The organism is Frigoribacterium sp. CFBP 13712, assembly GCF_014842255.1.
Classification (GTDB): Bacteria; Actinomycetota; Actinomycetes; order Actinomycetales; family Microbacteriaceae; genus Frigoribacterium.
The window spans coordinates 68,121-90,490 of record NZ_JACYVH010000006.1; the positions used below are offsets into that span (position 1 = coordinate 68,121).

General features: G+C 67.8%; 17 protein-coding genes, 2 tRNA genes and 1 pseudogene. 6 read left to right on the plus strand and 14 right to left on the minus strand.

Going from position 1 to position 22,370, the window contains the following annotated elements; translation table 11 throughout:
* Positions 1–26: 26 nt before the first annotated feature.
* From IFT51_RS11365 to pknB, 4 genes are all read left to right on the plus strand, one after another.
* On the plus strand, positions 27–1,319 hold the full coding sequence (locus IFT51_RS11365) for an FtsW/RodA/SpoVE family cell cycle protein (protein ID WP_243213742.1): 1,293 nt from the start codon (positions 27–29) through the stop codon (positions 1,317–1,319).
* Entirely contained in the window at positions 1,319–2,794 is a 1,476-nt protein-coding gene (locus IFT51_RS11370; protein ID WP_192061196.1) for a penicillin-binding protein 2, read from the plus strand. Before IFT51_RS11365 ends, IFT51_RS11370 begins: the two co-directional genes overlap by 1 nt.
* Positions 2,791–4,593: a protein kinase gene (locus IFT51_RS11375; protein ID WP_192061197.1), complete on the plus strand. Its 1,803-nt coding sequence runs from the start codon at positions 2,791–2,793 to the stop codon at positions 4,591–4,593. The genes IFT51_RS11370 and IFT51_RS11375 overlap by 4 nt, the downstream gene beginning before the upstream one ends.
* A 169-nt stretch (positions 4,594–4,762) precedes the next feature.
* Positions 4,763–6,457 (plus strand): Stk1 family PASTA domain-containing Ser/Thr kinase, encoded by a 1,695-nt coding sequence (pknB, locus tag IFT51_RS11380; RefSeq protein ID WP_371740771.1) that lies wholly within the window; start codon positions 4,763–4,765, stop codon positions 6,455–6,457.
* Between the two features lie 198 nt (positions 6,458–6,655).
* On the opposite strand, the gene IFT51_RS11385 is transcribed toward pknB, so the two are convergent.
* Positions 6,656–7,294, minus strand: coding sequence for an aminodeoxychorismate/anthranilate synthase component II (locus IFT51_RS11385; protein WP_192061199.1), 639 nt, complete (start codon positions 7,292–7,294; stop codon positions 6,656–6,658).
* Positions 7,295–7,454: 160 nt separating this feature from the next.
* Positions 7,455–8,228: a class E sortase gene (locus IFT51_RS11390; RefSeq protein ID WP_192061200.1), complete on the minus strand. Its 774-nt coding sequence runs from the start codon at positions 8,226–8,228 to the stop codon at positions 7,455–7,457.
* Between the two features lie 108 nt (positions 8,229–8,336).
* Between IFT51_RS11390 and IFT51_RS11395 the strand changes: the two genes are divergently transcribed.
* Positions 8,337–8,585 (plus strand): cell division protein CrgA, encoded by a 249-nt coding sequence (locus tag IFT51_RS11395; RefSeq protein ID WP_192061201.1) that lies wholly within the window; start codon positions 8,337–8,339, stop codon positions 8,583–8,585.
* A 172-nt stretch (positions 8,586–8,757) separates the two neighbouring features.
* On the opposite strand, the gene IFT51_RS11400 is transcribed toward IFT51_RS11395, so the two are convergent.
* On the minus strand, positions 8,758–9,615 hold the full coding sequence (locus tag IFT51_RS11400; protein ID WP_192061202.1) for a rhomboid family intramembrane serine protease: 858 nt from the start codon (positions 9,613–9,615) through the stop codon (positions 8,758–8,760).
* Positions 9,616–10,155 carry a peptidylprolyl isomerase gene (locus tag IFT51_RS11405; RefSeq protein ID WP_192061203.1) on the minus strand — a complete coding sequence of 180 codons (540 nt, stop codon included), beginning with the start codon at positions 10,153–10,155 and terminating at the stop codon, positions 9,616–9,618. It lies immediately after the preceding gene.
* A 138-nt stretch (positions 10,156–10,293) separates the two neighbouring features.
* Here IFT51_RS11405 and IFT51_RS11410 point away from each other — a divergent pair, with 138 nt between their 5' ends.
* Positions 10,294–10,830 (plus strand): hypothetical protein, encoded by a 537-nt coding sequence (locus IFT51_RS11410; RefSeq protein ID WP_192061204.1) that lies wholly within the window; start codon positions 10,294–10,296, stop codon positions 10,828–10,830.
* A 281-nt stretch (positions 10,831–11,111) separates the two neighbouring features.
* Here IFT51_RS11410 and IFT51_RS11415 read toward each other — a convergent pair.
* The 10 genes and pseudogenes from IFT51_RS11415 to dnaA form a co-directional block, all read right to left on the minus strand.
* Positions 11,112–11,184, minus strand: a tRNA-Ala gene (locus IFT51_RS11415).
* Positions 11,185–11,224: 40 nt separating this feature from the next.
* A tRNA-Ile gene (locus tag IFT51_RS11420) sits at positions 11,225–11,298 on the minus strand.
* 23 nt (positions 11,299–11,321) lie between these two features.
* Positions 11,322–11,715 (minus strand): annotated as a pseudogene (locus IFT51_RS11425) (DUF3566 domain-containing protein); the annotation flags it as partial.
* Entirely contained in the window at positions 11,708–14,377 is a 2,670-nt protein-coding gene (gyrA, locus tag IFT51_RS11430) for a DNA gyrase subunit A (RefSeq protein ID WP_192061205.1), read from the minus strand. The pseudogene IFT51_RS11425 and the gene gyrA, both read right to left, overlap by 8 nt.
* A gap of 76 nt (positions 14,378–14,453) precedes the next feature.
* Positions 14,454–16,433, minus strand: a complete 1,980-nt coding sequence (gyrB, locus tag IFT51_RS11435) for a DNA topoisomerase (ATP-hydrolyzing) subunit B (RefSeq protein WP_192061206.1) — start codon at positions 16,431–16,433, stop codon at positions 14,454–14,456.
* A 165-nt stretch (positions 16,434–16,598) separates the two neighbouring features.
* Complete coding sequence (locus IFT51_RS11440) at positions 16,599–17,168, minus strand: DUF721 domain-containing protein (RefSeq protein ID WP_243213707.1); 570 nt, start codon at positions 17,166–17,168, stop codon at positions 16,599–16,601.
* Positions 17,165–18,334: a DNA replication/repair protein RecF gene (gene recF / locus IFT51_RS11445; RefSeq protein ID WP_192061207.1), complete on the minus strand. Its 1,170-nt coding sequence runs from the start codon at positions 18,332–18,334 to the stop codon at positions 17,165–17,167. Before recF ends, IFT51_RS11440 begins: the two co-directional genes overlap by 4 nt.
* Before the next feature lie 16 nt (positions 18,335–18,350).
* Positions 18,351–19,238 (minus strand): phosphogluconate dehydrogenase (NAD(+)-dependent, decarboxylating), encoded by an 888-nt coding sequence (gnd, locus tag IFT51_RS11450; RefSeq protein WP_192061208.1) that lies wholly within the window; start codon positions 19,236–19,238, stop codon positions 18,351–18,353.
* Positions 19,239–19,292: 54 nt separating this feature from the next.
* Positions 19,293–20,441: a DNA polymerase III subunit beta gene (dnaN, locus tag IFT51_RS11455; RefSeq protein WP_192061209.1), complete on the minus strand. Its 1,149-nt coding sequence runs from the start codon at positions 20,439–20,441 to the stop codon at positions 19,293–19,295.
* A 494-nt stretch (positions 20,442–20,935) separates the two neighbouring features.
* Positions 20,936–22,351: a chromosomal replication initiator protein DnaA gene (gene dnaA, locus IFT51_RS11460; RefSeq protein ID WP_055799026.1), complete on the minus strand. Its 1,416-nt coding sequence runs from the start codon at positions 22,349–22,351 to the stop codon at positions 20,936–20,938.
* Positions 22,352–22,370 lie beyond the last annotated feature (19 nt).

The window sequence follows — 22,370 nt, forward strand, 5'->3', positions numbered from 1 at the left end:
CCCGGCTCCGCAACCTCGAGCTGCTCATGCTGCTCATCGCGTGCGGCATCTGCGCGGGCGCCGTGGTGCTCGTGCAGCTCGGCGCCACCGACGCCATCGATCCCAGCGTGCTGATCGCCGGCTCCGCCGTGCTCGGTCTCGGTCTGATCTTCCATGTCGTGCTGCGCGTGGTCGCCCGCGAGGCCGACCCGTTCATCCTGCCGATCGGGCTCGCCCTGAACGGCATCGGCATCGCGATGATCTACCGCATCGACCTGGCCTACGGTCGTTCGGGCTGGGAGGCCTTCGGCATCAAGCAGATCGCCTGGACGGCGATGGCCATGGTGATCGCCCTCGTCGCGCTGTTCGTGGTCCGCAACTACCGCATCCTGTCGCGCTACCGCTACATCGCCATGTTCGTCTCGATCGTGCTGCTGCTGCTGCCGCTCATCCCGGGTCTCGGCCGAGAGGGCCTCAACGCGCGCGTCTGGATCGACATCGGGCCGTTCTCGTTCCAGCCGGGCGAGATCGCGAAGATCACGCTGGCGATCTTCTTCGCCGGCTACCTGGTGACCGCGCGCGACAACCTCTCGCTGATGGGCCCGAAGATCCTCGGCATGCGGTTCCCGCGACCGCGCGACCTGGGGCCGATCCTCATCGTCTGGCTCGTCGCCATGGGCGTGCTGATCTTCCAGCGCGACCTCGGGACGTCGCTGCTCTACTTCGGGCTGTTCCTCGTCATGATCTACGTCGGCACCGGTCGTGCGAGCTGGATCGTGCTGGGTCTGACGCTGTTCCTCGGGGGCGCGATCGTCGCCTCCACGTTCCTGGGCTACGTGCAGGGGCGCTTCGCCGCCTGGCTGAACCCCTTCGACCCGGCGGAGTACAGCGCCGACGGCGGATCGTTCCAGCTGGTCTCCGGTCTGTTCGGCTTCGCGAACGGCGGGCTGATCGGCACGGGGCTCGGTCAGGGTCGACCGCAGACGACGCCGCTCGCCGAGAGCGACTACATCTTCGCGTCGCTCGGCGAAGAGCTCGGTCTCGCCGGCATCTTCGCGATCCTCGCGCTCTACCTGCTGCTCGTCTCACGCGGGTTCCGCATCGGCTTCGTCGGTCAGGACGACTTCGGCCGGATGCTCGGCGTGGGTCTGGCCTTCGTCATCGCCCTGCAGGTCTTCGTGGTCATGGGCGGCGTGACCCGCGTCATCCCCCTGACCGGTCTGACGGCGCCCTTCATGGCCGCCGGCGGATCGTCCCTCGTGGCGAACTGGATCATCGTGGCCCTGCTGCTGCGTCTGTCCGACTCGGTGCGCAATCAACCCAGGCTGGTGATCGGCTGATGAACAAAGAACTGAGACGAGTGAGCCTCGTCGTCCTCGCGATGTTCGTCGCGCTGTTCGTGTCGAGCACGTACATCACGACGTTCCAGGCCGACGCCCTCCGGGCCGACCCGCGCAACTCGCGCTCCCTGCTCGCGAGCTACTCGGCCCAGCGGGGTCCGATCCTCGTCGGCGGCGAGCCCGTGGCGCAGTCCGACCCCGTCGACGACGTCTACGAGTACCAGCGCTCGTACCCGCAGCCCGAGCTCTACGCGCCCGTCACCGGCTACTACACGCTCGGTCAGGGGTCGCGGGGCATCGAGGACGCGATGAACCAGTACCTCACCGGCAACGCGAACTCGCAGTTCTTCGAGCAGATGAACTCGCTGCTGACCGGCCAGTCGCCCGAGGGCGCCACGGTGAACCTCACACTCGACCCGGCCGTCCAGCAGGCGGCCTTCGACGCGCTGGGCTCCAACAACGGCTCGATCGTCGCCGTCGAGCCCTCCACCGGCAAGATCCTCGCCATGGTGTCGAAGCAGAGCTACGACCCCAACCCCCTCGCCAGTCATGACAGCGCCGCCGTCAAGGCCGCGTACGACTCGCTCGTCGCCGACCCGGCCGACCCGCTGCAGAACAAGGCCATCGAGGGCAACCTCTACGTGCCGGGGTCGACCTTCAAGCTCATCACCGTGGCGGCGGCGCTCGAGAGCGGCGACTACACGCCCGAGAGCGCGTTCCCGAACCCGTCCACGCTGACCCTGCCCGGCACGTCGACCAACATCAACAACGCCGAGGGCGGCAGCTGCGGCGGCGGCGACGAGGCGACGATCGCGACCGCCCTCCGCCTGTCGTGCAACATCCCCATGGCCCAGCTCGGTCGCGCGCTCGGCGCCGACGCGTTGAAGGAGCAGGCGCAGGCCTTCGGCTTCGACGACGACTCGATCGAGATCCCCCAGTCGGTCACCCCCAGCCAGTTCCCGATCGAAGACGCCGACGGCGCCGAGATCAGCGACGCGTCCCTCATGCTGCAGTCGTTCGGACAGGGCAACGACCGCGTCACGCCGCTGCAGATGGCGATGGTGTCGGCCGCGATCGCCAACGGCGGGACGCAGATGGATCCGACCCTGATCGACAGCGTCCTGAACCCCGATCTCAGCCCGGTGGAGGATTTCTCGCCCACCGAGTACGGCGACCCGATCAGCTCCGACACGGCGTCGACGATGACCGACATGATGGTGGACGACGTCGCCGACGGCGCGGCCAGCAATGCAAGAATTAGCGGTGTCGATGTGGCCGGCAAGACGGGCACGGCGGAGAACGGCCCAGGCGAGCCGTACACGCTGTGGTTCACCGGCTTCGCCCCGGCAGCCGACCCCGAGGTCGCCGTCGCGGTCGTCGTCGAGAACGGCGGCGGGCAGGGACAATCCGCGTTCGGAAACAGTGTCGCGTCACCAATCGCGAAGAAAGTCATTGAGGCGGTGCTGAACAAATGAGACCTTCGGGCGGAATCACCTTCGGTGGGCGTTACCAGCTGTCGACCCGCGTCGCCATCGGCGGCATGGGCGAGGTCTGGGAGGCCACGGACCTCGTGATCGGGCGCACCGTCGCCATCAAGATCCTGAAAGACGAGTACCTCGGCGACCCCGGGTTCCTCGAGCGCTTCCGTGCGGAGGCCCGCCACGCGGCCCTCGTCAACCACGAGGGCATCGCCAACGTCTTCGACTACGGCGAAGAGGAGGGCAGCGCCTACCTGGTGATGGAGCTGGTGCCCGGCGAGGCCATGTCCACCGTGCTCGAGCGCGACCGCGTCCTGCCGACCGACAAGGTGCTCGACATCGTCGCCCAGACGGCGTCGGCTCTGCAGGCCGCCCACGCCGCGGGCCTCGTGCACCGCGACATCAAGCCCGGCAACCTCCTCGTCACGCCCGACGGTCGGGTCAAGATCACCGACTTCGGCATCGCGCGCATCGCCGACCAGGTCCCGCTGACCGCCACCGGTCAGGTCATGGGCACGGTCCAGTACCTCTCGCCCGAGCAGGCCAGCGGCCACCCGGCCTCCCCGAGCACCGACATCTACTCGCTCGGCATCGTCGCGTACGAGGCCCTCGCCGGTCGACGTCCGTTCACGGGCGAGTCGCAGGTCGCCATCGCGATGGCTCAGATCAACGAACAGCCACCGGACCTCCCCGCCACCGTCTCCGAGCCCGTCCGCCGACTCGTCATGTCGTGCATCTCGAAGAAGCCGGGCGAGCGACCCGCGACGGCCTCGGCCCTCGCGCAGGCCGCCCGCGCCCTGCGTCGAGGCGACGTCGGCGCAGCGACCGTCGCCGTGCCTGCCATCGGCGCCGCGGCCCTCCCCGCCGACGACGCGACCCGCGCCTTCGCGGCGCAGGACGCGACCACGCAGCTCTTCAACCCGAACGCCACGGGTGCGGGTGCGGCCGTCACCGGCGCCTACACGCCCGGGTCCGCAGACCCCGACGCCCTGCGCGACGACGACCTCGACGACGAGCCGAAGCGGCGGAGCCCCTGGTTCTGGCCCCTCATCGTGCTCGGGGTGCTCGTCCTGGCCGGTGCGGTCGCCGTGATCGCCTTCGCGCTGAGCTCGAACGAGCCCGCGCCCGCGCCGACCTCGTCGTCGGCCGCGCCGTCGACCGAGCCGAGCCCGACGCGGACCACGCCGAGCCCGACGCCGAGCCCCACGCCCGACACGGTCAACGTCGTGCCCGGCGACTACGTCGGCATGAGCGAGAGCGACGCACGGGCGGCGCTCGGCGCCCTCGGCCTCGCGGTCGAGTCGGCTCCGAGCTCGGCGGCCCCCGCCAGCGCTCAAGACGTCGGCACCGTCGCGAGCCTGAACCCGAGCGGCAACGTCCGCAAGGGCAGCACCGTGACGATCCTGATCTACCAGGAGGCGCCCCAGCCGACCCAGCCCGGGTCGCCGACCGCGTCGCCCACCCAGATCACCGCCGACGGCACGGACGCCGCCACGATCACGTGGGAGCCCTACGCGGGCTGCCCGGCCGGCTACTCGCTGACCGGCTACTCGTACTCGATCACCGGGGGCACCGACACGGCGGGCCAGACCGGCGGCGCCGTCGGCGCGAACGTCTCGTCGATCCAGGTCGTGACGACGACTCCCGGCAACGTGACCGTCGCCTACGTCGCGAACTGCGGCGACCTCGCGTCCGACCCGTCGCCCGGGGTGACGGTCACCGCGACGGCCGACGAGTCGCAGCCGACCGCCGAGCCGACGACGCCTCCGACCGACCCCGTCGTCCCCACCCCGTAGCACCCTCTCGTGACCACGGCCCTCGCCGGCCGTGGTCACGAACCCGTGACAATCATCCCCACGACGGACCTCGACACCCGATCTGGGGCCAGACGGCCAAGTACACTTGCTGCGACCGTGTGTTCCGAGTTCGCGGTCTCGTGAGGGAGTGTACGGCGTGGTCGAAGGCGTGAGAGAGGGCATCGAACTCCTCGCCAACCGCTACCAGATCGGTGAGCGCATCGGTCGTGGCGGCATGGCAGACGTGCACGTCGGCACCGACGCCCGTCTGGGTCGTCGCATCGCGATCAAGCTGATGAAGCCGGCGCTGGCCACCGATCCGGCGTTCCGCACCCGGTTCCGCCAAGAGGCGCAGGCCGCTGCGCGGATGGCCCACCCGACCATCGTCCGCGTGTTCGACGCGGGCGAAGAGACCGTGCGCTCGGCCAACGGCCACGAGGTGCAGGTCCCCTTCATCGTCATGGAGTACGTCGAGGGGCGCCTCCTCAAAGACATCGCAGCCGAGGGCCCGATGGAGCCCGCCGAGGCCGCGCGCATCACGCAGGGCATCCTGACGGCGCTCGAGTACTCCCACCGTGCCGGCGTCGTGCACCGCGACATCAAGCCCGGCAACGTCATGATCAACCACGCCGGCGAGGTCAAGGTCATGGACTTCGGCATCGCGAGGGCCATCTCCGACTCGTCGGCCACCGTCGCCCAGACGACCTCCATCCTCGGCACGGCCCAGTACTTCAGCCCCGAGCAGGCCCGGGGCGAGACCGTCGACGCCCGCACCGACCTCTACTCGACCGGTGTGCTCCTCTTCGAGCTGCTCACCGGGCGTCCGCCGTTCCGGGGCGAGTCGCCGGTCGCCGTGGCCTACCAGCACGTGAGCGAGCCCCCCGTCCCGCCCAGCACGATCATCCCGAGCATCTCGCCTGCGCTCGACGCCGTCGTCCTGCACGCGCTGGCCAAAGACCGCTTCGAGAGATTCCAGACCGCGGCCGAGTTCCGCTCCGACGTCGAGGCCGCCGCCGACGGGCGGGCGCCGAATCGTCGTCGCCCCGCCGCTGCCGCCGGCTCGACGCTGTTCGGCGTCAACCCCGCCGCGGCGGCGGGCAGCGAGGCGGCGCTGAAAGAGCTCGCCTCCGACGACAACACCCGCCCGCAGCGCACTCAGACCCGACCTCCGGTCGCCTGGATCTGGGCCGGCATCGTCCTGGTCGCCATCGTCATCGTCGCCGTCGTCTTCTGGGTCGTCAATCTGACTCCTCCCGTGGTCGACAACACGCAGTCCGCGCGCATCCCCGATCTCGTGGGGGTCAGCTACGAAGAGGGCTCCGCCGAGCTCGGCGAGCTCGGACTCGACGTCACCCGGGCCGAGATGCCCGACGACACCGTGTCCGAGGGCGACATCATCTCGACCGATCCGACCTCGGGCATGTCCGTCCCTCTCGACACCACCGTCACGGTCACCGTCTCCACCGGCCCGCAGCTGGCGGCCGTGCCCGACATCGTCGGCTCGCAGGTCGACGCGGCCTGGGTGTCGTTGTCCGATGCTGGCTTCACGCAGGGCCAGCAGACCACGGACTACTCGCCCGACGTCGCCCAGGGCGCGGTCATCTCGGCCGACCCGGCGACGGGCACGGAGGTGCCGACGGGCAGCACGGTCGATCTGATCGTCTCGAACGGGCTCGTCAACGTCCCCGATGTGACGGGGCTGTCGACCGTCGACGCGAACGCGCAGCTCGGCGAGCAGCTGCGACTCGTCGTGACGCTCGAGTCCGACTTCACCTGCACGGGCGGTGTCGTCGCCGGGCAGACCCTCGCACCCGGCGATCAGCCGCAGGGTTCGGCCATCACCCTCCGGGTCTGCAGCGGCTGACCGAGCGCGCGCGGGCGGTACCGAGTCACTTCGGGTCGTCTCGAACCGCGTTCGCGACGATGAACCGCGATGTACCGCGGTTCATCTTCGCGAACGCGGTTCATCGTCGCGAACGCGGTTCATCGACATCGCACCCACCCCGGTCCACCTGACCCGCCGCGCCGCCCGGCGCCCGCCGTGGGCGCAGCGCGCCCGCTCTCAGCTGAGGTCGAGCAGCGGTGACAGCCCTCGGGCCGTGACCTTCGCCTCGGGCAGCCCCGCCTCGCCGAGCCAGTTGCCGATCATCTGGTAGCCGCCCTCGGTCAAGACCGACTCGGGGTGGAACTGCACGCCGTACACGGGTGCACTCCGGTGCCGCAGGCCCATGATGATGCCGCCCGTCGTCCGCGACGTGACCTCCAGGGCCTCCGGCACGGTCTCGTCGACGACGGCGAGCGAGTGGTAGCGCGTCGCGGTGAACGGCTGCGGCACGCCGTCGTAGAAGGGGCTGTCGTCGTGCGTCACGGCCGAGGTCTTGCCGTGCATCAGCTCTTCGGCGTGGGTCACCGTCGCACCCAGCGCCTCGGCGATCGCCTGGTGCCCGAGGCAGACTCCGAGCAGCGGCTTGTCGACCTGCAGGGCGGCGTTCACGACGTCGATCGACACCCCGGCGGCCGCGGGCGTGCCCGGACCGGGCGAGAGCAGCACGGCGTCGTAGTCGCCGATGCGAGCAGCCGCGTCGCGACCCGAGAAGGAGTCGTTGCGGACGACCTCCGTCTCGGCGCCCAGCTGCTGCAGGTAGCCGTTGAGGGTGTACACGAAGCTGTCGTAGTTGTCGACGACCAGGATGCGCGTCATGGGTTCTCCACAGTGACGTCGGGGGCGGGCAGCAGCTCGTTGACGGCGGGGAAGACCCACTCGACGAGTGCGAAGAGGACCGCTGCGAGCAGGACCAGCACCATCACCAGCCTCACCCACCACGGACCCGGAAGAATACGCCACAGGGCTGCGTACATGGTCAGCTCCCCACACCGGTGGCGGCGAGCTCGGCCGGAGGCCCGGCGGAGAGCGGCTGCCACGAATCGAAGACGCCGTAGGCGACGATGCGCTCCTGGGCGGTGAACATCGGATTGCAGCTGGTCAACGTGATGAGTCGCTCGCCCGAGGCGGACGAGACGTCCGGGGCGTCGGGCACCGGCTGCAGCACCGACACCTGGGTCGCCTGGACGTACTGCAGATTGCGGAAGCCGTAGGTGTACCAGCCGTCCTTCGTCTCGACGTACATCTTGTCGCCCGCACGGAGGTCCGCGATCGCGTTGAACGGGGCGCCGTAGGTCGTCCGATGCGCGGCGATGCCGAAGTTGCCGACCTCTCCCGGCATCTGCGTCTGGTCGTAGTGCCCGATCCCGACCGTGTTGAGGGTCTTGACCGTGCTCGTGCCCCCGGCGATCGGCACGGCGTAGTCGTCGCCGAAGCGCGGCACGTAGAAGTTCGCGAACTCCTCGGCCTCCGTCGGCTGCTCGCCCACCGGCGGATCGCCGAACGACCCGTCGGCGTCGGGCTCTCTCGCCGGCCCGGCCTCCTGCTCGAAGCGCTCACTGAGACTCGACGCCTGATCGCGGTGCTCGCCGGCGACGACGAGGTCGTTGAACCACTGCTGCCACCCGATGAAGAGCAGCACGAGCGCACCGGCCGTGATCAGCAGCTCACCGACGACACCCACGAAGGAGGTGCGGTGAGGGGCCCGACGCGACCGCGGCTTCCGACCGGGTCGGCGCAGGTCGTCGGTCATGGCTCGATTCTAGGTGCAGGCCCTCGGGGGGCCGGCCGTCTCGGAGACGGCTGTGGACGGATCGACCTCCCCCGCGCCTCCTGAAGGCCCCACGGTATGATGTCGGCCATGGCCAAAGACACGAACCGCACCTCGAAGCCCATCGATCCGCGCGAGACGCGCACGGCAGCAGACGCCCCGAACCCGGTGTGGTTCAAGCCCGTCATGTTCGGCTTCATGCTGATCGGGCTCGCCTGGATCGTCGTCTTCTACGTCAGCCAGAGCACGCTGCCCGTGCCGTCGATCGGCTCATGGAACATCCTCGTCGGCTTCGGCATCATGTTCATCGGGTTCCTGATGACGACCCGCTGGCGCTAGAACACACCTTCGGACTTACACGGATGTAACTATCCCCAGTGTTAATAAACCTGTGGATAACTTTCTGTGGACAACGGTGTGAAAAGTCCCGGCCCGGCCACGAACGACAGAAGAGGGGGCTCCTGAACGGAGCCGCCTCTTCTGTCGTCTGCGTGTTCGAACCCTCGCCGGGTCAGATGATGCCGTAGGCCTGTGCGAGTTCGTACGAGCGCCAGAACACGATCGCGAGCACGACGACGCCGATCCCGGCGATCGCGGCGGTCTGGACCGCGCGCTTCGACCGGTGCCGGGTCTTCGAGAACACGAACGCGACCGCGGCACCGGCCACGAGGCCGCCGACGTGCGCCTGCCACGAGACGTTCGGCAGGACGATGCCGATCACCAGGTTGATGCCGACCAGCACCAGCAGCTGCACCCCGTTCGAGCCGCCCAGACTGCGGGCGATCACGAAGAACGCCGCCATGAGGCCGAAGATGGCCCCGGAGGCGCCGATCACGCTCGACAACGGAGCGATCAGCGAGACCGCTGCCGCGCCTCCTACCCCGCTGATGAAGTACAGCGCCAGGTAGCGACCTCGGCCCAGCGTCCGCTCGAGCTGCCCGCCGAAGATGAACAACGCGTACATGTTGAACAGCAGGTGCAGCAGACCGGCGTGCGCGAACAGCGACGTGACGAGTCGCCACGGCTGAGTGATCTCGAACGGCGCCGAGAACGACAGCTGGTTCGTCAGAGCGGAACCGAAGACGAACTGCAGCACGTACACGAGCACGCTGACGCCGATCAGCGAATACGTCGCCACGGGCGCACCGCTCGCCGACGCGCTCCGCATGCGGGTCACGACGGCGGGCTGGACCCGCGGGGCGTTGCTGCGCGCCTCACGGACGCACTCCGGGCAGTGCACACCGACGGCCGCCGGTGTCTGGCACTGCCCGCAGATGGTCCGTCCGCAGCGCTGGCAGAGCACGAAGCTCTGCCGATCGGGGTGTCGGTAGCAGAAGTTGCCCGCATCCGACGGAGAGGGTCGCGTCACTTAGACCTCGTCGATGGTGACGCTCTGGATGACGACGTCCTCGAGGGGCTTGTCGCGAGCGTCGGTCTTGACCGCCTCGATGGCGTCGACGACCTTCTTGGACTCGTCGTCGGCCACCTCGCCGAAGATGGTGTGCTTGCCCTGCAGCCAGGGGGTCGCGACGGTCGTGATGAAGAACTGCGAACCGTTGGTGCCCTTGCCGCCCTGGGTGCCGGCGTTGGCCATGGCGAGGACGTACGGCTGGCTGAAGTCGAGCTCGGGGTTGATCTCGTCGTCGAACTGGTAGCCGGGGCCGCCGATGCCCTGGCCGAGCGGGTCGCCGCCCTGGAGCATGAAGTCTTTGATGATGCGGTGGAAGACGACACCGTCGTAGAGCTTGTCGGTGCTGACCTTGCCGGTGCCCGGGTGCTTCCACTCGATGGTGCCGGTGGCGAGGCCGGTGAAGTTGGCGACGGTCTTGGGGGCGTGGTTGCCGAACAGGTTGACCTTGATCGTGCCGAGCGAGGTCGTCACGGTGGCAACAGAAGTGTGCTTTGACATGGGCCTCATTCTTTCACAGGGGCCCGTCGACCTCAGGGTGGGTACAGAATTCGTGGTGTTCCCTGTCAGGTTGCGTCGTGCCAGGATGGAGGAGCCAGTATCCCTCTGGCCCCGTTGCCTACTCGTTGGAGGAACACTGTGGCCCTGTCACGCAAGCAGAAGAAGGAACTGAAGAAGTTCAAGAAGCACGCGTCCGACTTGTGGACGGAGCAGCGCGAGGTGCTCGGCCACGCTGGCAAGGTCCTCGTCGACGTCCGCGACGCCGGAGTGAAGGCCGCCAACAAAGAGGTCGTGCCCCGGGTCCGCTCCGCGGTGGACAACAACGTCCGCCCGGCCGTGTCGACCGGTCTCGCCGCCGGCAGCAAGTACGCGACCAAGGCTCAGGACCGCCTGAAGCACGACGTGTACCCGAGCGTGCAGTCGTACCTGAACGGTCTCGACATCACGAACGACCCCAAGGTGCAGAAGGCCGTCAAGAACGCCAAGAAGCAGGGCGCGAAGGTCGCGAAGAAGTACGCACCCGCCCCCAAGAAGTCGGGCCCCGGCGTCGGCGGCGTGCTGCTGATCGGCGTGGGCGTCATCGCGCTCGGCGCTCTCGTCTTCGCCGCCGTGCAGACGCTCCGTGCCGACGACGAGCTCTGGGTCGCGGACGACGACGCCGACACGAAGGCGTAGTCTTCCCCGAACCACCGAGAGGGCCCGCATCCATCGGATGCGGGCCCTCTCGCCGTCCGGGGCCGGCAGACGCAGACCCCACAACTCATTCGGCGGGTTCCCGTCATCCTTGGCGGGTCAGCGCTGACCCGCCACGGATGACGCGAACCCGCCGAACCGGACTGCACGGCCCCGAGCACCGAGCCTTCGAGCCCAGCGCCACGAGCCACGAGCCACGCGAGCACAGACAAGAAATCCCCGCTGCCCGACGACATCGGGGAGCGGGGAAAAAGTACTTCTCGTGGAGCCTAGGAGAATCGAACTCCTGACATCCTGCTTGCAAAGCAGGCGCTCTACCAACTGAGCTAAGGCCCCGTGGAGCTGGGGTTTCACCCGCTGGTGGATCTCACGGGAGTGGGGCTAACAGGACTTGAACCTGTGACCTCTTCGTTATCAGCGAAGCGCTCTAACCGCCTGAGCTATAGCCCCCGAACCGTCGTAAAGCCTACAANAACCGACGAGGAGACCGCCGGTCACACGCACACTGAGGTTGTAGAGCACCGCGACGATGGCGCCGATCACGGTGCCGATCACGACGTTCAGGATGGCGACGACGATCGCGAAGAGCATGACCTGGCCGATGCTGAACGACTCTTGGATCGAGAAGTCCTGATCGCCGAGGATGTCGCGCAGCAGCTGGTCCAGGTCGTTGAAGATGCCTGTCTGGTTGAGGATCAACCAGATCAGGAACGTCGCGACGACGGTGATGATGCCCAGGGCGACCGCGATCAGGAACGAGAGCTTCACGACCGACCAGAAGTCGATGTAGACCAGCTTCAGCCTGACCTGCTTGGTGCCCGCAGGTCGCTTGGCTTTGCGCTGGAGTCGCTCGGCGACACTACTCATTGATCGGTTCCTCTCCGGTGGTGCCGTCGTTCGGCACATCGGTCGTCGTGGCGTCGGTGTCGACGGCGTCGATCACGTCTCCGGGACTGACGGCCGGTACGGCCTCGTTGTCACCGACGGCATCGATGACAGCCTCGTCGGACTGTGCCACGAGGTTGCGCTCGGTGTTGCGCGCCACGGCGATGATCCGATCATCTGCGGCGAACCGTGCGAACACGACACCCATGGTGTCGCGGCCCTTGGCAGGCACTTCGGCCACGGCAGACCGTACCACCTTGCCGCTCGACAGCACCACGAGCACCTCGTCGTCCTCGCCGACGATGAGTGCGCCGGCGAGGTCGCCCCGCGCCTCCGCGAGCTTGGCGACCTTGATGCCGAGACCGCCTCGGTTCTGCACCCGGTACTGGTCGGCGGCGGTGCGCTTGGCGTAGCCGCCCTCGGTCACGACGAACACGTAGCCCTCGTCGTCCGAGACCGACGCCGACAGCAGCGTGTCGCCCTCGCGGAAGGTCATGCCCTTCACACCCGACGTCGACCGACCCATCGGACGCAGCGAGTCGTTCGTCGCCGTGAAGCGGAGCGACATCCCGTGGCGCGAGACGAGCAGCAGATCGTCGTGCTCGTCGACCAGCAGGGCGGAGACGAGCTCGTCGTCGTCGCGCAGGTTGATCGCGATGATGCCGCCGGTGCGGTTCGTGTCGTACTCGGTGAGCGCGGTCTTCTTGATCAGACCGTCGCGGGTGGCTAGCACCAGGTACTGGGCCACCTCGTAGTCGCGGATGTCGAGCACCTGCGAGATCTGCTCGTCGGGCAGCATCGCGAGCAGGTTCGCGACGTGCTGGCCCTTCGCGTCGCGACCGGCCTCCTGGAGCTCGTAGGTCTTGGCGCGGTACACGCGACCCTTGTTCGTGAGGAACAGCAGCCAGTGGTGCGTGGTGGTGACGAAGAAGTGGTCGACGACGTCGTCGGCGCGCAGCTGCGCACCCCGCACGCCCTTGCCGCCGCGGTGCTGGCTGCGGTAGTTGTCGCTGCGGGTGCGCTTCACGTAACCGCCGCGGGTGATGGTGACGACCATCTCCTCTTCGGGGATGAGGTCCTCGACGCTCATGTCGCCGTCGAAGCCGAACATGATCTCGGTGCGCCGGTCGTCGCCGAACTTCTCGGTGATCTCGGCCAGCTCGTCGCTGACGATCGTGCGCTGGCGCTCGGGCTTCGCGAGGATGTCCTTGTAGTCGGCGATCTCGCGCTCGAGCTTGTCGGCGTCCTCCTGGATCTTCTGCCGCTCGAGGGCGGCCAGACGGCGCAGCTGGAGGTTGAGGATGGCCGAGGCCTGGATCTCGTCGACCGTGAGGAGGTCCATCAGGCCGACCCGCGCCTCCTCGACGGTGGGCGACCGGCGGATCAACGCGATGACCTCGTCGAGGGCGTCGAGCGCCTTGAGGTAGCCGCGCAGGATGTGCACGTCGGCTTCGGCCTTCTTCAGACGGAAGCGGGTGCGCCGCTGGATGACGTCGATCTGGTGATCGACCCAGGCCGAGATGAAGCCGTCGAGCGCGAGCGTGCGCGGGATTCCGTCGACGATCGCGAGCATGTTCGCGCCGAAGTTCTCTTGCAGCGACGTGTGCTTGTAGAGGTTGTTCAGCACGACCTTCGCGACCGCGTCGCGCTTGAGCACGATGACGAGTCGCTGACCGGTGCGACCCGAGGTCTCGTCGCGGATGTCGGCGATGCCGCCGACGCGACCGTCTTTGACGAGCTCGGCGATCTTGATCGCCAGGTTGTCGGGGTTGACCTGATACGGCAGCTCGGTGACGACGAGGCAGGTGCGACCCTGGATCTCTTCGACGTTGACGACGGCGCGCATCGTGATGGAGCCGCGACCCGTGCGGTAGGCGTCCTGGATGCCCTTGACGCCGAGGATCTGCGCACCCGTCGGGAAGTCGGGCCCCTTGATGCGCTGCATGAGCGCCTCGAGCAGCTCTTCGCGCGACGCCTCGGGGTTCTCGAGGTACCACTGCGCACCCGACGCGACCTCGCGCAGGTTGTGCGGCGGGATGTTCGTGGCCATGCCGACCGCGATGCCGACCGAGCCGTTGACGAGCAGGTTCGGGAACCGGCTGGGCAGGATGGCCGGCTCTTGGGTGCGGCCGTCGTAGTTGTCTTGGAAGTCGACGGTGTCTTCGTCGATGTCGCGGACCATCTCGAGTGCGAGCGGCGCCATCTTGGTCTCGGTGTACCGCGGTGCCGCGGCCCCGTCGTTGCCGGGCGAGCCGAAGTTGCCCTGGCCGAGCGCGAGCGGGTAGCGCAGGCTCCACGGCTGCACCAGACGCACCAGCGCGTCGTAGATCGCCGTGTCGCCGTGCGGGTGGAACTGACCCATGACGTCGCCGACGACGCGCGAGCACTTCGAGAACGCGCGGTCGGGGCGGTACCCGCCGTCGTACATCGCGTAGATGACCCGGCGGTGCACGGGCTTCAGGCCGTCGCGGACCTCGGGCAGCGCGCGCCCGACGATGACGCTCATCGCGTAGTCGAGGTACGAGCGCTGCATCTCGAGCTGGAGGTCGACCTGCTCGATGCTGTCGCGCTTCAGCGCCGCCGCGAAGGTGGGCGTGACCTCGGGGTCGGTGCCCTCGGGGGTGTCTGTCGGCTCGTCGGCCATGATTCTCCGTTTGTCGTCGTCGGCCCCGATCTGCTCCGCGGGGCGCGGATGTCCTCCGGATCACCGGAGGCGCGTGTCAGATGTCGAGGAAGCGCACGTCTTTCGCGTTCTGCTGGATGAAGTTGCGTCGCGACTCGACGTTCTCGCCCATCAGGGTGTCGAAGATCGTGTCGGCGGCCGCGGCGTCCTCGAGGGTCACCTGCAGCAGGGTGCGGGTCTCCGGGTCCATCGTGGTCTCCCACAGCTCCTTGTAATCCATCTCGCCGAGGCCCTTGTAGCGCTGGATCGCGTTCTCCTTGGGGATCCGCTTGCCGGCGGCGCGACCCGACACCAGCACGGCGTCGCGCTCGGCGTCGCTGTAGACGTACTCGTGCGGCGCGTTGCTCCACTTGAGCTTGTAGAGCGGCGGCTGTGCGAGGTAGACGTAGCCGAGGTCGATCAGCGGACGCATGTAGCGGAACAGCAGGGTCAGCAGCAGCGTCGTGATGTGCTGGCCGTCGACGTCGGCGTCGGCCATCAGCACGATCTTGTGGTACCTGGCCTTGTCGGGGTCGAAGTCCTCGCCGATGTCGGCGCCGAAGGCCTTGATCATCGCCTGGACCTCGTTGTTGCCGAGCGCGCGGTCGAGACGGGCCTTCTCGACGTTGAGGATCTTGCCGCGGAGGGGCAGGATCGCCTGGGTCTCGGGGTTGCGCCCCTGCACGGCCGAACCTCCGGCCGAGTCGCCCTCGACGATGAAGATCTCGCTGAGCGAGGGGTCTTTGCTCTGGCAGTCCTTCAGCTTGCCGGGCATGCCGTTCGACTCGAGCACACCCTTGCGGCGGGTCTGCTCGCGCGCCTTGCGGGCGGCCATGCGGGCCTGCGATGCGAGGATCCCCTTGCGGACGATCTCGGCGGCCTGACGCGGGTTGCGGTCGAACCAGTCGGTGATCTGGTCGAACGCGACCTTCTGCACGAACGACTTCGCCTCGGTGTTGCCGAGCTTCGTCTTCGTCTGACCCTCGAACTGCGGTTCGCCCAGCTTGATCGAGATGACGGCGGTCAGGCCCTCGCGGACGTCGTCGCCCGTGAGGTTGTCGTCCTTCTCCTTCAGCAGCTTGTTCTTCGGGTCTTTCGCGTAGCGGTTGACCAGCGTGGTGAGCGCCGCACGGAATCCCTCTTCGTGGGTGCCGCCCTCGTGCGTGTTGATCGTGTTCGCGTAGGTGTGGACGCTCTCCTGGTACGAGGTGTTCCACTGCATGGCGACCTCGAGCGAGATCTTCTTCTCGGTGTCCTCCTGCTCGAAGGCGATGATGTCGTCGTGGACGGTCTCGACCTTCTTCACCGTGTTGAGGTACTCGACGTAGTCGACGAGGCCCTTCTCGTAGTGGAAGACGTCGTGCCTCGGCTCGGCGTCGTCCTCTTGCACGCGCTCGTCGCTGAGCTCGATGCGGAGGCCCTTGTTCAGGAAGGCCATCTGCTGGAATCGGGTGCGGAGCGTCTCGTAGTCGAACTCGATGCTCTCGAAGATCTCGGCGTTGGGCCAGAAGGTGATCGTGGTGCCGGTGGTCTCGTCCGCCTCGCCCTTGGCGAGCGGCGCGACGGGCACACCGTCGGTGAAGCTCTGCCGGTACACGTTGCCCTGGCGGCGGACCTCGACGTCGAGCTCGCTCGAGAGCGCGTTGACGACGGAGCTGCCGACGCCGTGCAGACCACCCGAGACCGCGTAGCCGCCACCGCCGAACTTGCCGCCGGCGTGCAGCACGGTGAGGACGACCTCGACCGTCGACCGCCCCTCCACCGGGTGGATGTCGACCGGGATGCCGCGGCCGTTGTCGACGACGCGGACGCCGCCGTCTTCGCGCATCGTGATCTCGATGTGGTCGCAGTGCCCCGCGAGGGCCTCGTCGACCGAGTTGTCGACGATCTCGTACACGAGGTGGTGCAGACCCCGGGGCCCTGTCGAGCCGATGTACATGCCCGGTCGCTTGCGGACGGCCTCGAGCCCTTCGAGCACCTGGATGTCGCCGGCGCCGTAAGAGTGGTCGGGTTGGGCGTCGGTGGTGTCAGGTGACATGTGCGGGGAGGCTCCTGCCGGATGGGACGAGGGTGGAACGCCCGTTCTCCGAACCCCTGAAGAGGCCGGCGGACGACCTTCCGAGTCTACCGCAGGCCCGTCCGCGACGGGGCGAAATCCGCCCTCAGAGGGATTTTCTCCACCGCCTTGGACGATTCACCCTCGTCACCCGTAGGTATCGCGAGGACCACGCCCTGGAACCGATCTGGGACCGCGTTTCCAGGTCGGGGCGTTGGGTGCCAAGAATCGCACCGACTGAATGCCCGCCTCGGGGTACCTCTGGACGATGGTCGTGGTGACCTGTCCGCGCATCAGACGGAGCTGCGTCGCCCAGGCCGTCGAATCGCACTGCACGGTGAGCGTGCCGTCGTCGATCGACACCGGATGCGAGTGCCCCGAGAGCTCGTCGCCCACCAGCGCCGGCCACGCCTCCATCAGCTCGGACTGCGCGAGCGGGGAGTTCCAGCCCATCTCGGTCGTGACGCTGGCGAGCACGTCGGCGATGCCCCGTGGCTCGCGACCCGTGCCGAAGGGCTGACTCGGCGATCCGAGCTTGATCGCCTTGCGTCGGCGACCGTCGCGCGACCGGCTGGTGGGGTCGCCGAAGACCCGACGGAACCGGAGATACACCCGCTGCGCCTCGTCGGCGGGCGGCGGCTCGACCGGCGGCAGCTGCGGGCCGGGGACCGGAGGAGGCGCGGCGCCGGTCTCGGACGGATCGGGCGCGTCGGTCACGGGGTCGCCTCGTCGACGATGGTGCCGGCCGCGATGCGCACGGTGTGCGCCTTCAGTCGCTGCGGCACGTCGCCCTCGACCGCGGCGGTGATGAGCACCTGCTCGTAGCCGGCGACCTCGTCGGCGAGACGCTCGCGGCGGGATCCGTCGAGCTCGGCGAACACGTCGTCGAGCACGATGACGGGGTCGCCGGTGGCCGACTCGGAGCGGACGACCGCCGCCGACGCGAGCTTCAATGCCAGAGCGAACGACCACGATTCGCCGTGGCTGGCGTAACCCCGTGCCGGGAGGCCGTTCAACGAGAGGAAGAGGTCGTCGCGGTGCGGCCCGACCAGGGTGAGACCGCGATCGAGCTCGGAGGGACGCACGCGGGCGAGCGCCTCGCGGAACACGTCGGCGACGGACTCGGCCGGGATCGCCTCGTCGGGGACTTCGGCGGCCGCCGCGGTCTCGTCGTCGGGGACGGACCCGCGGATGCTCAGCACGGTGGCGAGCCGGGCCCGGTGGTCTTCACCGGCCACGGCGGCGTAGGCGCGGGCGACCTCGGGGGCGAGATCGGCGGCCAGTCGATCGCGCGCGATGATGAGCTCGCTGCCGAGGGCGACGAGACGTTCGTCCCAGATGTCGAGGGTGCCGAGCTGACCGGCCTTGACGCCGCTGGCCCTGGCCGACTTGAGCAGGGTGTTCCGCTGCTTCAGCACCCGCTCGTAGTCGGTCTGGACGCCGGCGAAGCGAGGTGATCGGGCGACGAGCAGCTCGTCGAGGAACCGGCGGCGACCCGACGGCTCGCCTCGCACGAGTGCGAGGTCTTCGGGGGCGAACAGCACGCTGGTGAAGTAGCGCGGCAGCTCGCGGGGCTTGATCGCGCCGCGGTTGATCTGCGCCCGGTTCGCCGACGACCGGTTGATCTGCACCTCGGCGAGCAGCTCGCGACCGTCGGCCTCGAGTCGGGCCCGGACGATCGCGGAGTCGGCGCCCTGTCTGATGAGGGCGGCATCGCTCGAGACGCGGTGCGAGCCGAGACTCGAGAGGTAGCCGAGCGACTCGACCAGGTTCGTCTTGCCCTGGCCGTTGCTGCCGACGAAGAGGTTCGGCCCGCGCGCGAGGCCGACTTCTGCAGTGGTGTAGTTGCGGAAGTCGGTGAGACTGAGATGCAGTACTCGCACGCGGGCCGGAGAGGCGCTAGGCCTTCTTGACCGCGTGGCCACCGAACTGGTTGCGCAACGCGGCGACGGCCTTCATGGTCGGCGAGCCCTCGCCCTGACGCGAGACGAAGCGCGCGAAGATCGACGCGCTGATCGTCGGCATCGGCACGGCGTGGTTGATCGCCTCTTCGAGAGTCCAGCGACCCTCGCCGCTGTCCTCGACGTAGCCCGAGATCTCGGCGAGCTTCGGGTCGGCCTCGAGGGCGAGGACCATCAGCTCGAGCAGCCAGGAGCGCACGACGGTGCCGCGCTGCCAGGCCTTGAAGGTGCCGGGCACGTTCTTGATCAGGTCGGAGCGGGCCTCGAGGAGCTCGTAGCCCTCGCCGTAGGCCTGCATGATCGCGTACTCGATGCCGTTGTGGACCATCTTCGCGTAGTGACCGGCGCCGGTGTCGCCGGCGTGCACGAAGCCCTCCTCGCGGGGGCCCTCGGGACGGAGCGCGTCGAAGATCGGCTGTGCGATGGCGACGTTCTCGGTGGAACCGCCGACCATGAGGCCGTACCCGTTGTCTTTGCCCCAGACACCGCCCGAGACGCCGGCGTCGATGTACTTGATGCCCTTGGCGCCGAGCAGCTTCTCGTTGGCGAAGTCGCTGGTGAACTTGCTGTTGCCGCCGTCGATGACCAGGTCGCCCTCGGAGAGCTCCTTGGAGAGGTCTTCGATGACGGCGGCGGTGATGTCGCCCGCGGGGACCATCACCCAGACGATGCGGGGGCTGGGGAGCCCGGCGGCGAGATCGGAGAGCGTGGCGACGTCGGAGACGGCGGGGTTGGCGTCGTAACCGGTCACCTCGATGCCCTTGTCGCGGAGGCGGGCACGCATGTTGTTGCCCATTTTGCCGAGACCGACGAGGCCGATGTGCATAGGTTTCCTTTGTTCGTGGGAGGCGCGGGTGGGCGCCTGCTCTGGGGGGCGCGTCTAGCGCAGGAGGAGGTTGGGCTGCAGCAGGTACTTGTAGCTGTCAGCGCCTGCCTGGTCTTTGGAGGACTGACTGGTGATCAGCACCGGACCGGGCTTGTTCGGGTTCTCCGTCTTCGTGAAGGAGATGCGGACGAACTCGGAGTGGACTGCTCCGAGACCGTCGAGAAGGAACTGCGGCTTCAACGAGACCACGGTGTCCTCTCCCGTCAACAACGCATCGATCGACTCTGACGCCTGCGCCTGCTCGCTACCGATGGCCTCGAGGGTGAGGCCGTCGATGGTGAACGTGAACCTGAGGGCCGCCTCGCGCTCGAGGACGAGCGAGACGCGGCGGATGGACTCGACGAGCTCGGCCGTGTTGATCACGGCGTAGTTCTCGACGGTCTCGGGGAAGAGCCGCTTGACCGGGGGGAAGTTGCCCTTGATCAGCAGCGAGGTGACGGTCTTGTTGCCGGCCTGGAACGCGATGAGCTCGCGGTCGTCGCTGCCGGTGATCGACACGGAGACGGTGGTCGCGTTGCCGAAGGTCTTGCCGACCTCCTGCAGGGTGCGGGCCGGGACCAGCGCGGTGGTCGTCTCGGCGCTGGCGGCGGTGCCCGGGTCGAAGTCGATGCCTCGGACGGCCACGCGGTACCGGTCGGTGGCCACGAGCGAGAGTGCGTTCTCGGTGACCTCGAGCTGGACACCCGTGATGACCGGGGTGACGTCGTCGCGTGACGCGGCGACGGCGACCTGCGAGACGGCCAGTGCGAAGCGGTCGCCGGGTACGACACCCGATTGCTCGCCCACCGTCGGCAGCGTCGGGTACTCCTCGACGGGCATGCTCAGCAACGAGAAGTTGGCGGACCCGCAGCTGACCGCGATGCGGTTCTCCTCTGTGGAGAACGTGACGGGAGCGTTCGGCAGGCGACTCGCGATGTCCGCCAGCAGACGCCCGGAGACGAGGATCGTGCCGGGTTCGTCGACCTCGGCGGGGATCTGCGTCTGAGCCGAGACCTCGTAGTCGAACGACGACAGGGTGAGGCCGTCGGCGTCCGCCTCGATCAGCACCCCGCTCAGGATCGGCAGCGTGGTGCGCTGCGGAAGGAGCTTCACCGCGAAGGAGACGGCATCGCTGAAGACGTCACGGTTGACCTGGAACTTCACGCGGGGGACCCCTATCGACTACCTGCTCGTGGATGGCCGGTTAATACTGGCACAGCAATCGGCGCCCCGGACCCGTGGCCTCGAGGGCCCTCGATCCGTCCACAAGGTTGTCTCTCCAATGATTTCTTGTAATGAGGATTAACAGTCTTAACCGTTGTGCACAGTGTGGATAACCTGTTAAAAACCCCGCGGCGACAGGGAACTACAACCGTGTGACTTGTGCACTCGGTGTGGACCGGAATCACAAACTCCGGGACGACCGCCGGTGGGGTCGAGGGCTGTTCCCACAGGGTCATGTCATCCGTGAACAACCGGCCCCCAAGTTATCCACCACTTTCCACAGGTTATCCACACTGTGGGATCGTCCGGTCTCCTGGGGTGCTGCTGCGCACCTCCTGCAGGTCGACGAGACGACGAACGGGCGCCGACCGATGGTCGACGCCCGTTCGGACGGTGCTGCCGGGAGGTGACGATCTCGCCCCTCGACCGGGCCCTTATTTGTAGCGGGTGTCCTGTTTGATGCGGCTGGTGAGCTCGGTGACCTGGTTGTAGATCGACCGGCGCTCCTTCATCAGCTCGCTGATCTTCTTGTTCGCGTACATGACCGTCGTGTGGTCGCGGTTGCCGAACAGCTGACCGATCTTCGGCAGCGACAGGCTGGTCAGCTCGCGGCACAGGTACATCGCGATCTGCCTCGCGGTCGCGATCGCCTGCGACCGCGACGAGCCGTAGAGGTCGTCGACCGAGAGCTTGAAGTAGTCGGCGGTGTGGTTGATGATGTCGACCGGCGCGATGATGTTGTCTTCGTCGAGCGTGATGAGGTCCTTCAGCACGGTCTGCACCAGCGCCAGGTCGACGGCCGTCCGGTTCAGGCTCGCGAACGCCGTGACCCGGATGAGCGTGCCCTCGAGCTCGCGGATGTTGCTCGACACCTTCGTGGCGATGAACTCGAGCACCTCGTCGCGGATCTGCAGCTTCTCGCTCTGCGCCTTCTTGCGGAGGATCGCGATGCGGGTCTCGAGGTCGGGCGCCTGCACGTCGGTGATGAGGCCCCACTCGAAGCGCGAGCGCATGCGGTCCTCGAAGCCGGTCAGGTGCTTCGGCGGCAGGTCGCTGGTGATCACCAGCTGCTTGTCGTGATCGTGCAGCGTGTTGAAGGTGTGGAAGAACGCCTCCTGGGTGCTGTCCTTCCCCTGCAGGAACTGGATGTCGTCGATCAGGAGGATGTCGATCTCGCGGTACCGCTGCTGGAACAGGTTCGAGCGGTTGTTCGCGATCGAGTTGATGAAGTCGTTCGTGAACTCCTCGCTGCTGACGTAGCGGACGCGGATGCCCGGGTACATCGTCTCGGCGTAGTGGCCGATGGCATGGAGGAGGTGCGTCTTGCCCAGACCGGACGACCCGTAGATGAAGAGGGGGTTGTAGGCCTTGGCCGGCGCTTCTGCCACGGCGACCGCGGCGGCGTGGGCGAACCGGTTCGAGGCCCCGATGACGAAGTTGTCGAAGCTGTACTTCGGGTTCAGTCGCGAGTCGTTGCGCTTGCCCGTGGTCGGCGACTCGACCGGGGTGGGGACGAACGGGGCCTCGATGTAGTGGGCCGGCTCGGTCTGCTCGGGCTGCTGGGTGAGGGTGTCGGGCGTGATGTCGGGGTTGACCGTGATGGCGAAGCTCGCGACGGAGTCGTCGCCGAGCGCGGCGATCGACTCGAGGAGCGGCCCCCGGATGCGTTGTTCGAGCATGCCCCGGGTGAGGTCGTTGGGCACCTCGAGGTAGAGGGTGCCGCCCAGAACGCCCTTCGGCTCGACCAGGCTGATGAAGCCGTGCAGCTGGGGGGTGATGCGGTCGTCGGTGGTCAGACTCGCGAGCACGGACCGCCAGAGGTCCTGGACCGGATCGACGGTGTTCGCCACGGGGATTTCTCTTTCTGCC

Excerpts from the sequence above, each read along its gene's own strand:
- IFT51_RS11365 (WP_243213742.1), top strand. The coding sequence starts at position 27 with ATGCTGCTCATCGCGTGCGGCATCTGCGCGGGCGCCGTGGTGCTCGTG.
- IFT51_RS11370 (WP_192061196.1), top strand. The coding sequence starts at position 1,319 with ATGAACAAAGAACTGAGACGAGTGAGCCTCGTCGTCCTCGCGATGTTC.
- IFT51_RS11375 (WP_192061197.1), top strand. The coding sequence starts at position 2,791 with ATGAGACCTTCGGGCGGAATCACCTTCGGTGGGCGTTACCAGCTGTCG.
- IFT51_RS11385 (WP_192061199.1), bottom strand. The coding sequence starts at position 7,294 with ATGACGCGCATCCTGGTCGTCGACAACTACGACAGCTTCGTGTACACC.
- IFT51_RS11390 (WP_192061200.1), bottom strand. The coding sequence starts at position 8,228 with ATGACCGACGACCTGCGCCGACCCGGTCGGAAGCCGCGGTCGCGTCGG.
- IFT51_RS11395 (WP_192061201.1), top strand. The coding sequence starts at position 8,337 with ATGGCCAAAGACACGAACCGCACCTCGAAGCCCATCGATCCGCGCGAG.
- IFT51_RS11405 (WP_192061203.1), bottom strand. The coding sequence starts at position 10,155 with ATGTCAAAGCACACTTCTGTTGCCACCGTGACGACCTCGCTCGGCACG.
- gyrA (WP_192061205.1), bottom strand. The coding sequence starts at position 14,377 with ATGGCCGACGAGCCGACAGACACCCCCGAGGGCACCGACCCCGAGGTC.
- gyrB (WP_192061206.1), bottom strand. The coding sequence starts at position 16,433 with ATGTCACCTGACACCACCGACGCCCAACCCGACCACTCTTACGGCGCC.
- gnd (WP_192061208.1), bottom strand. The coding sequence starts at position 19,238 with ATGCACATCGGCCTCGTCGGTCTCGGCAAAATGGGCAACAACATGCGT.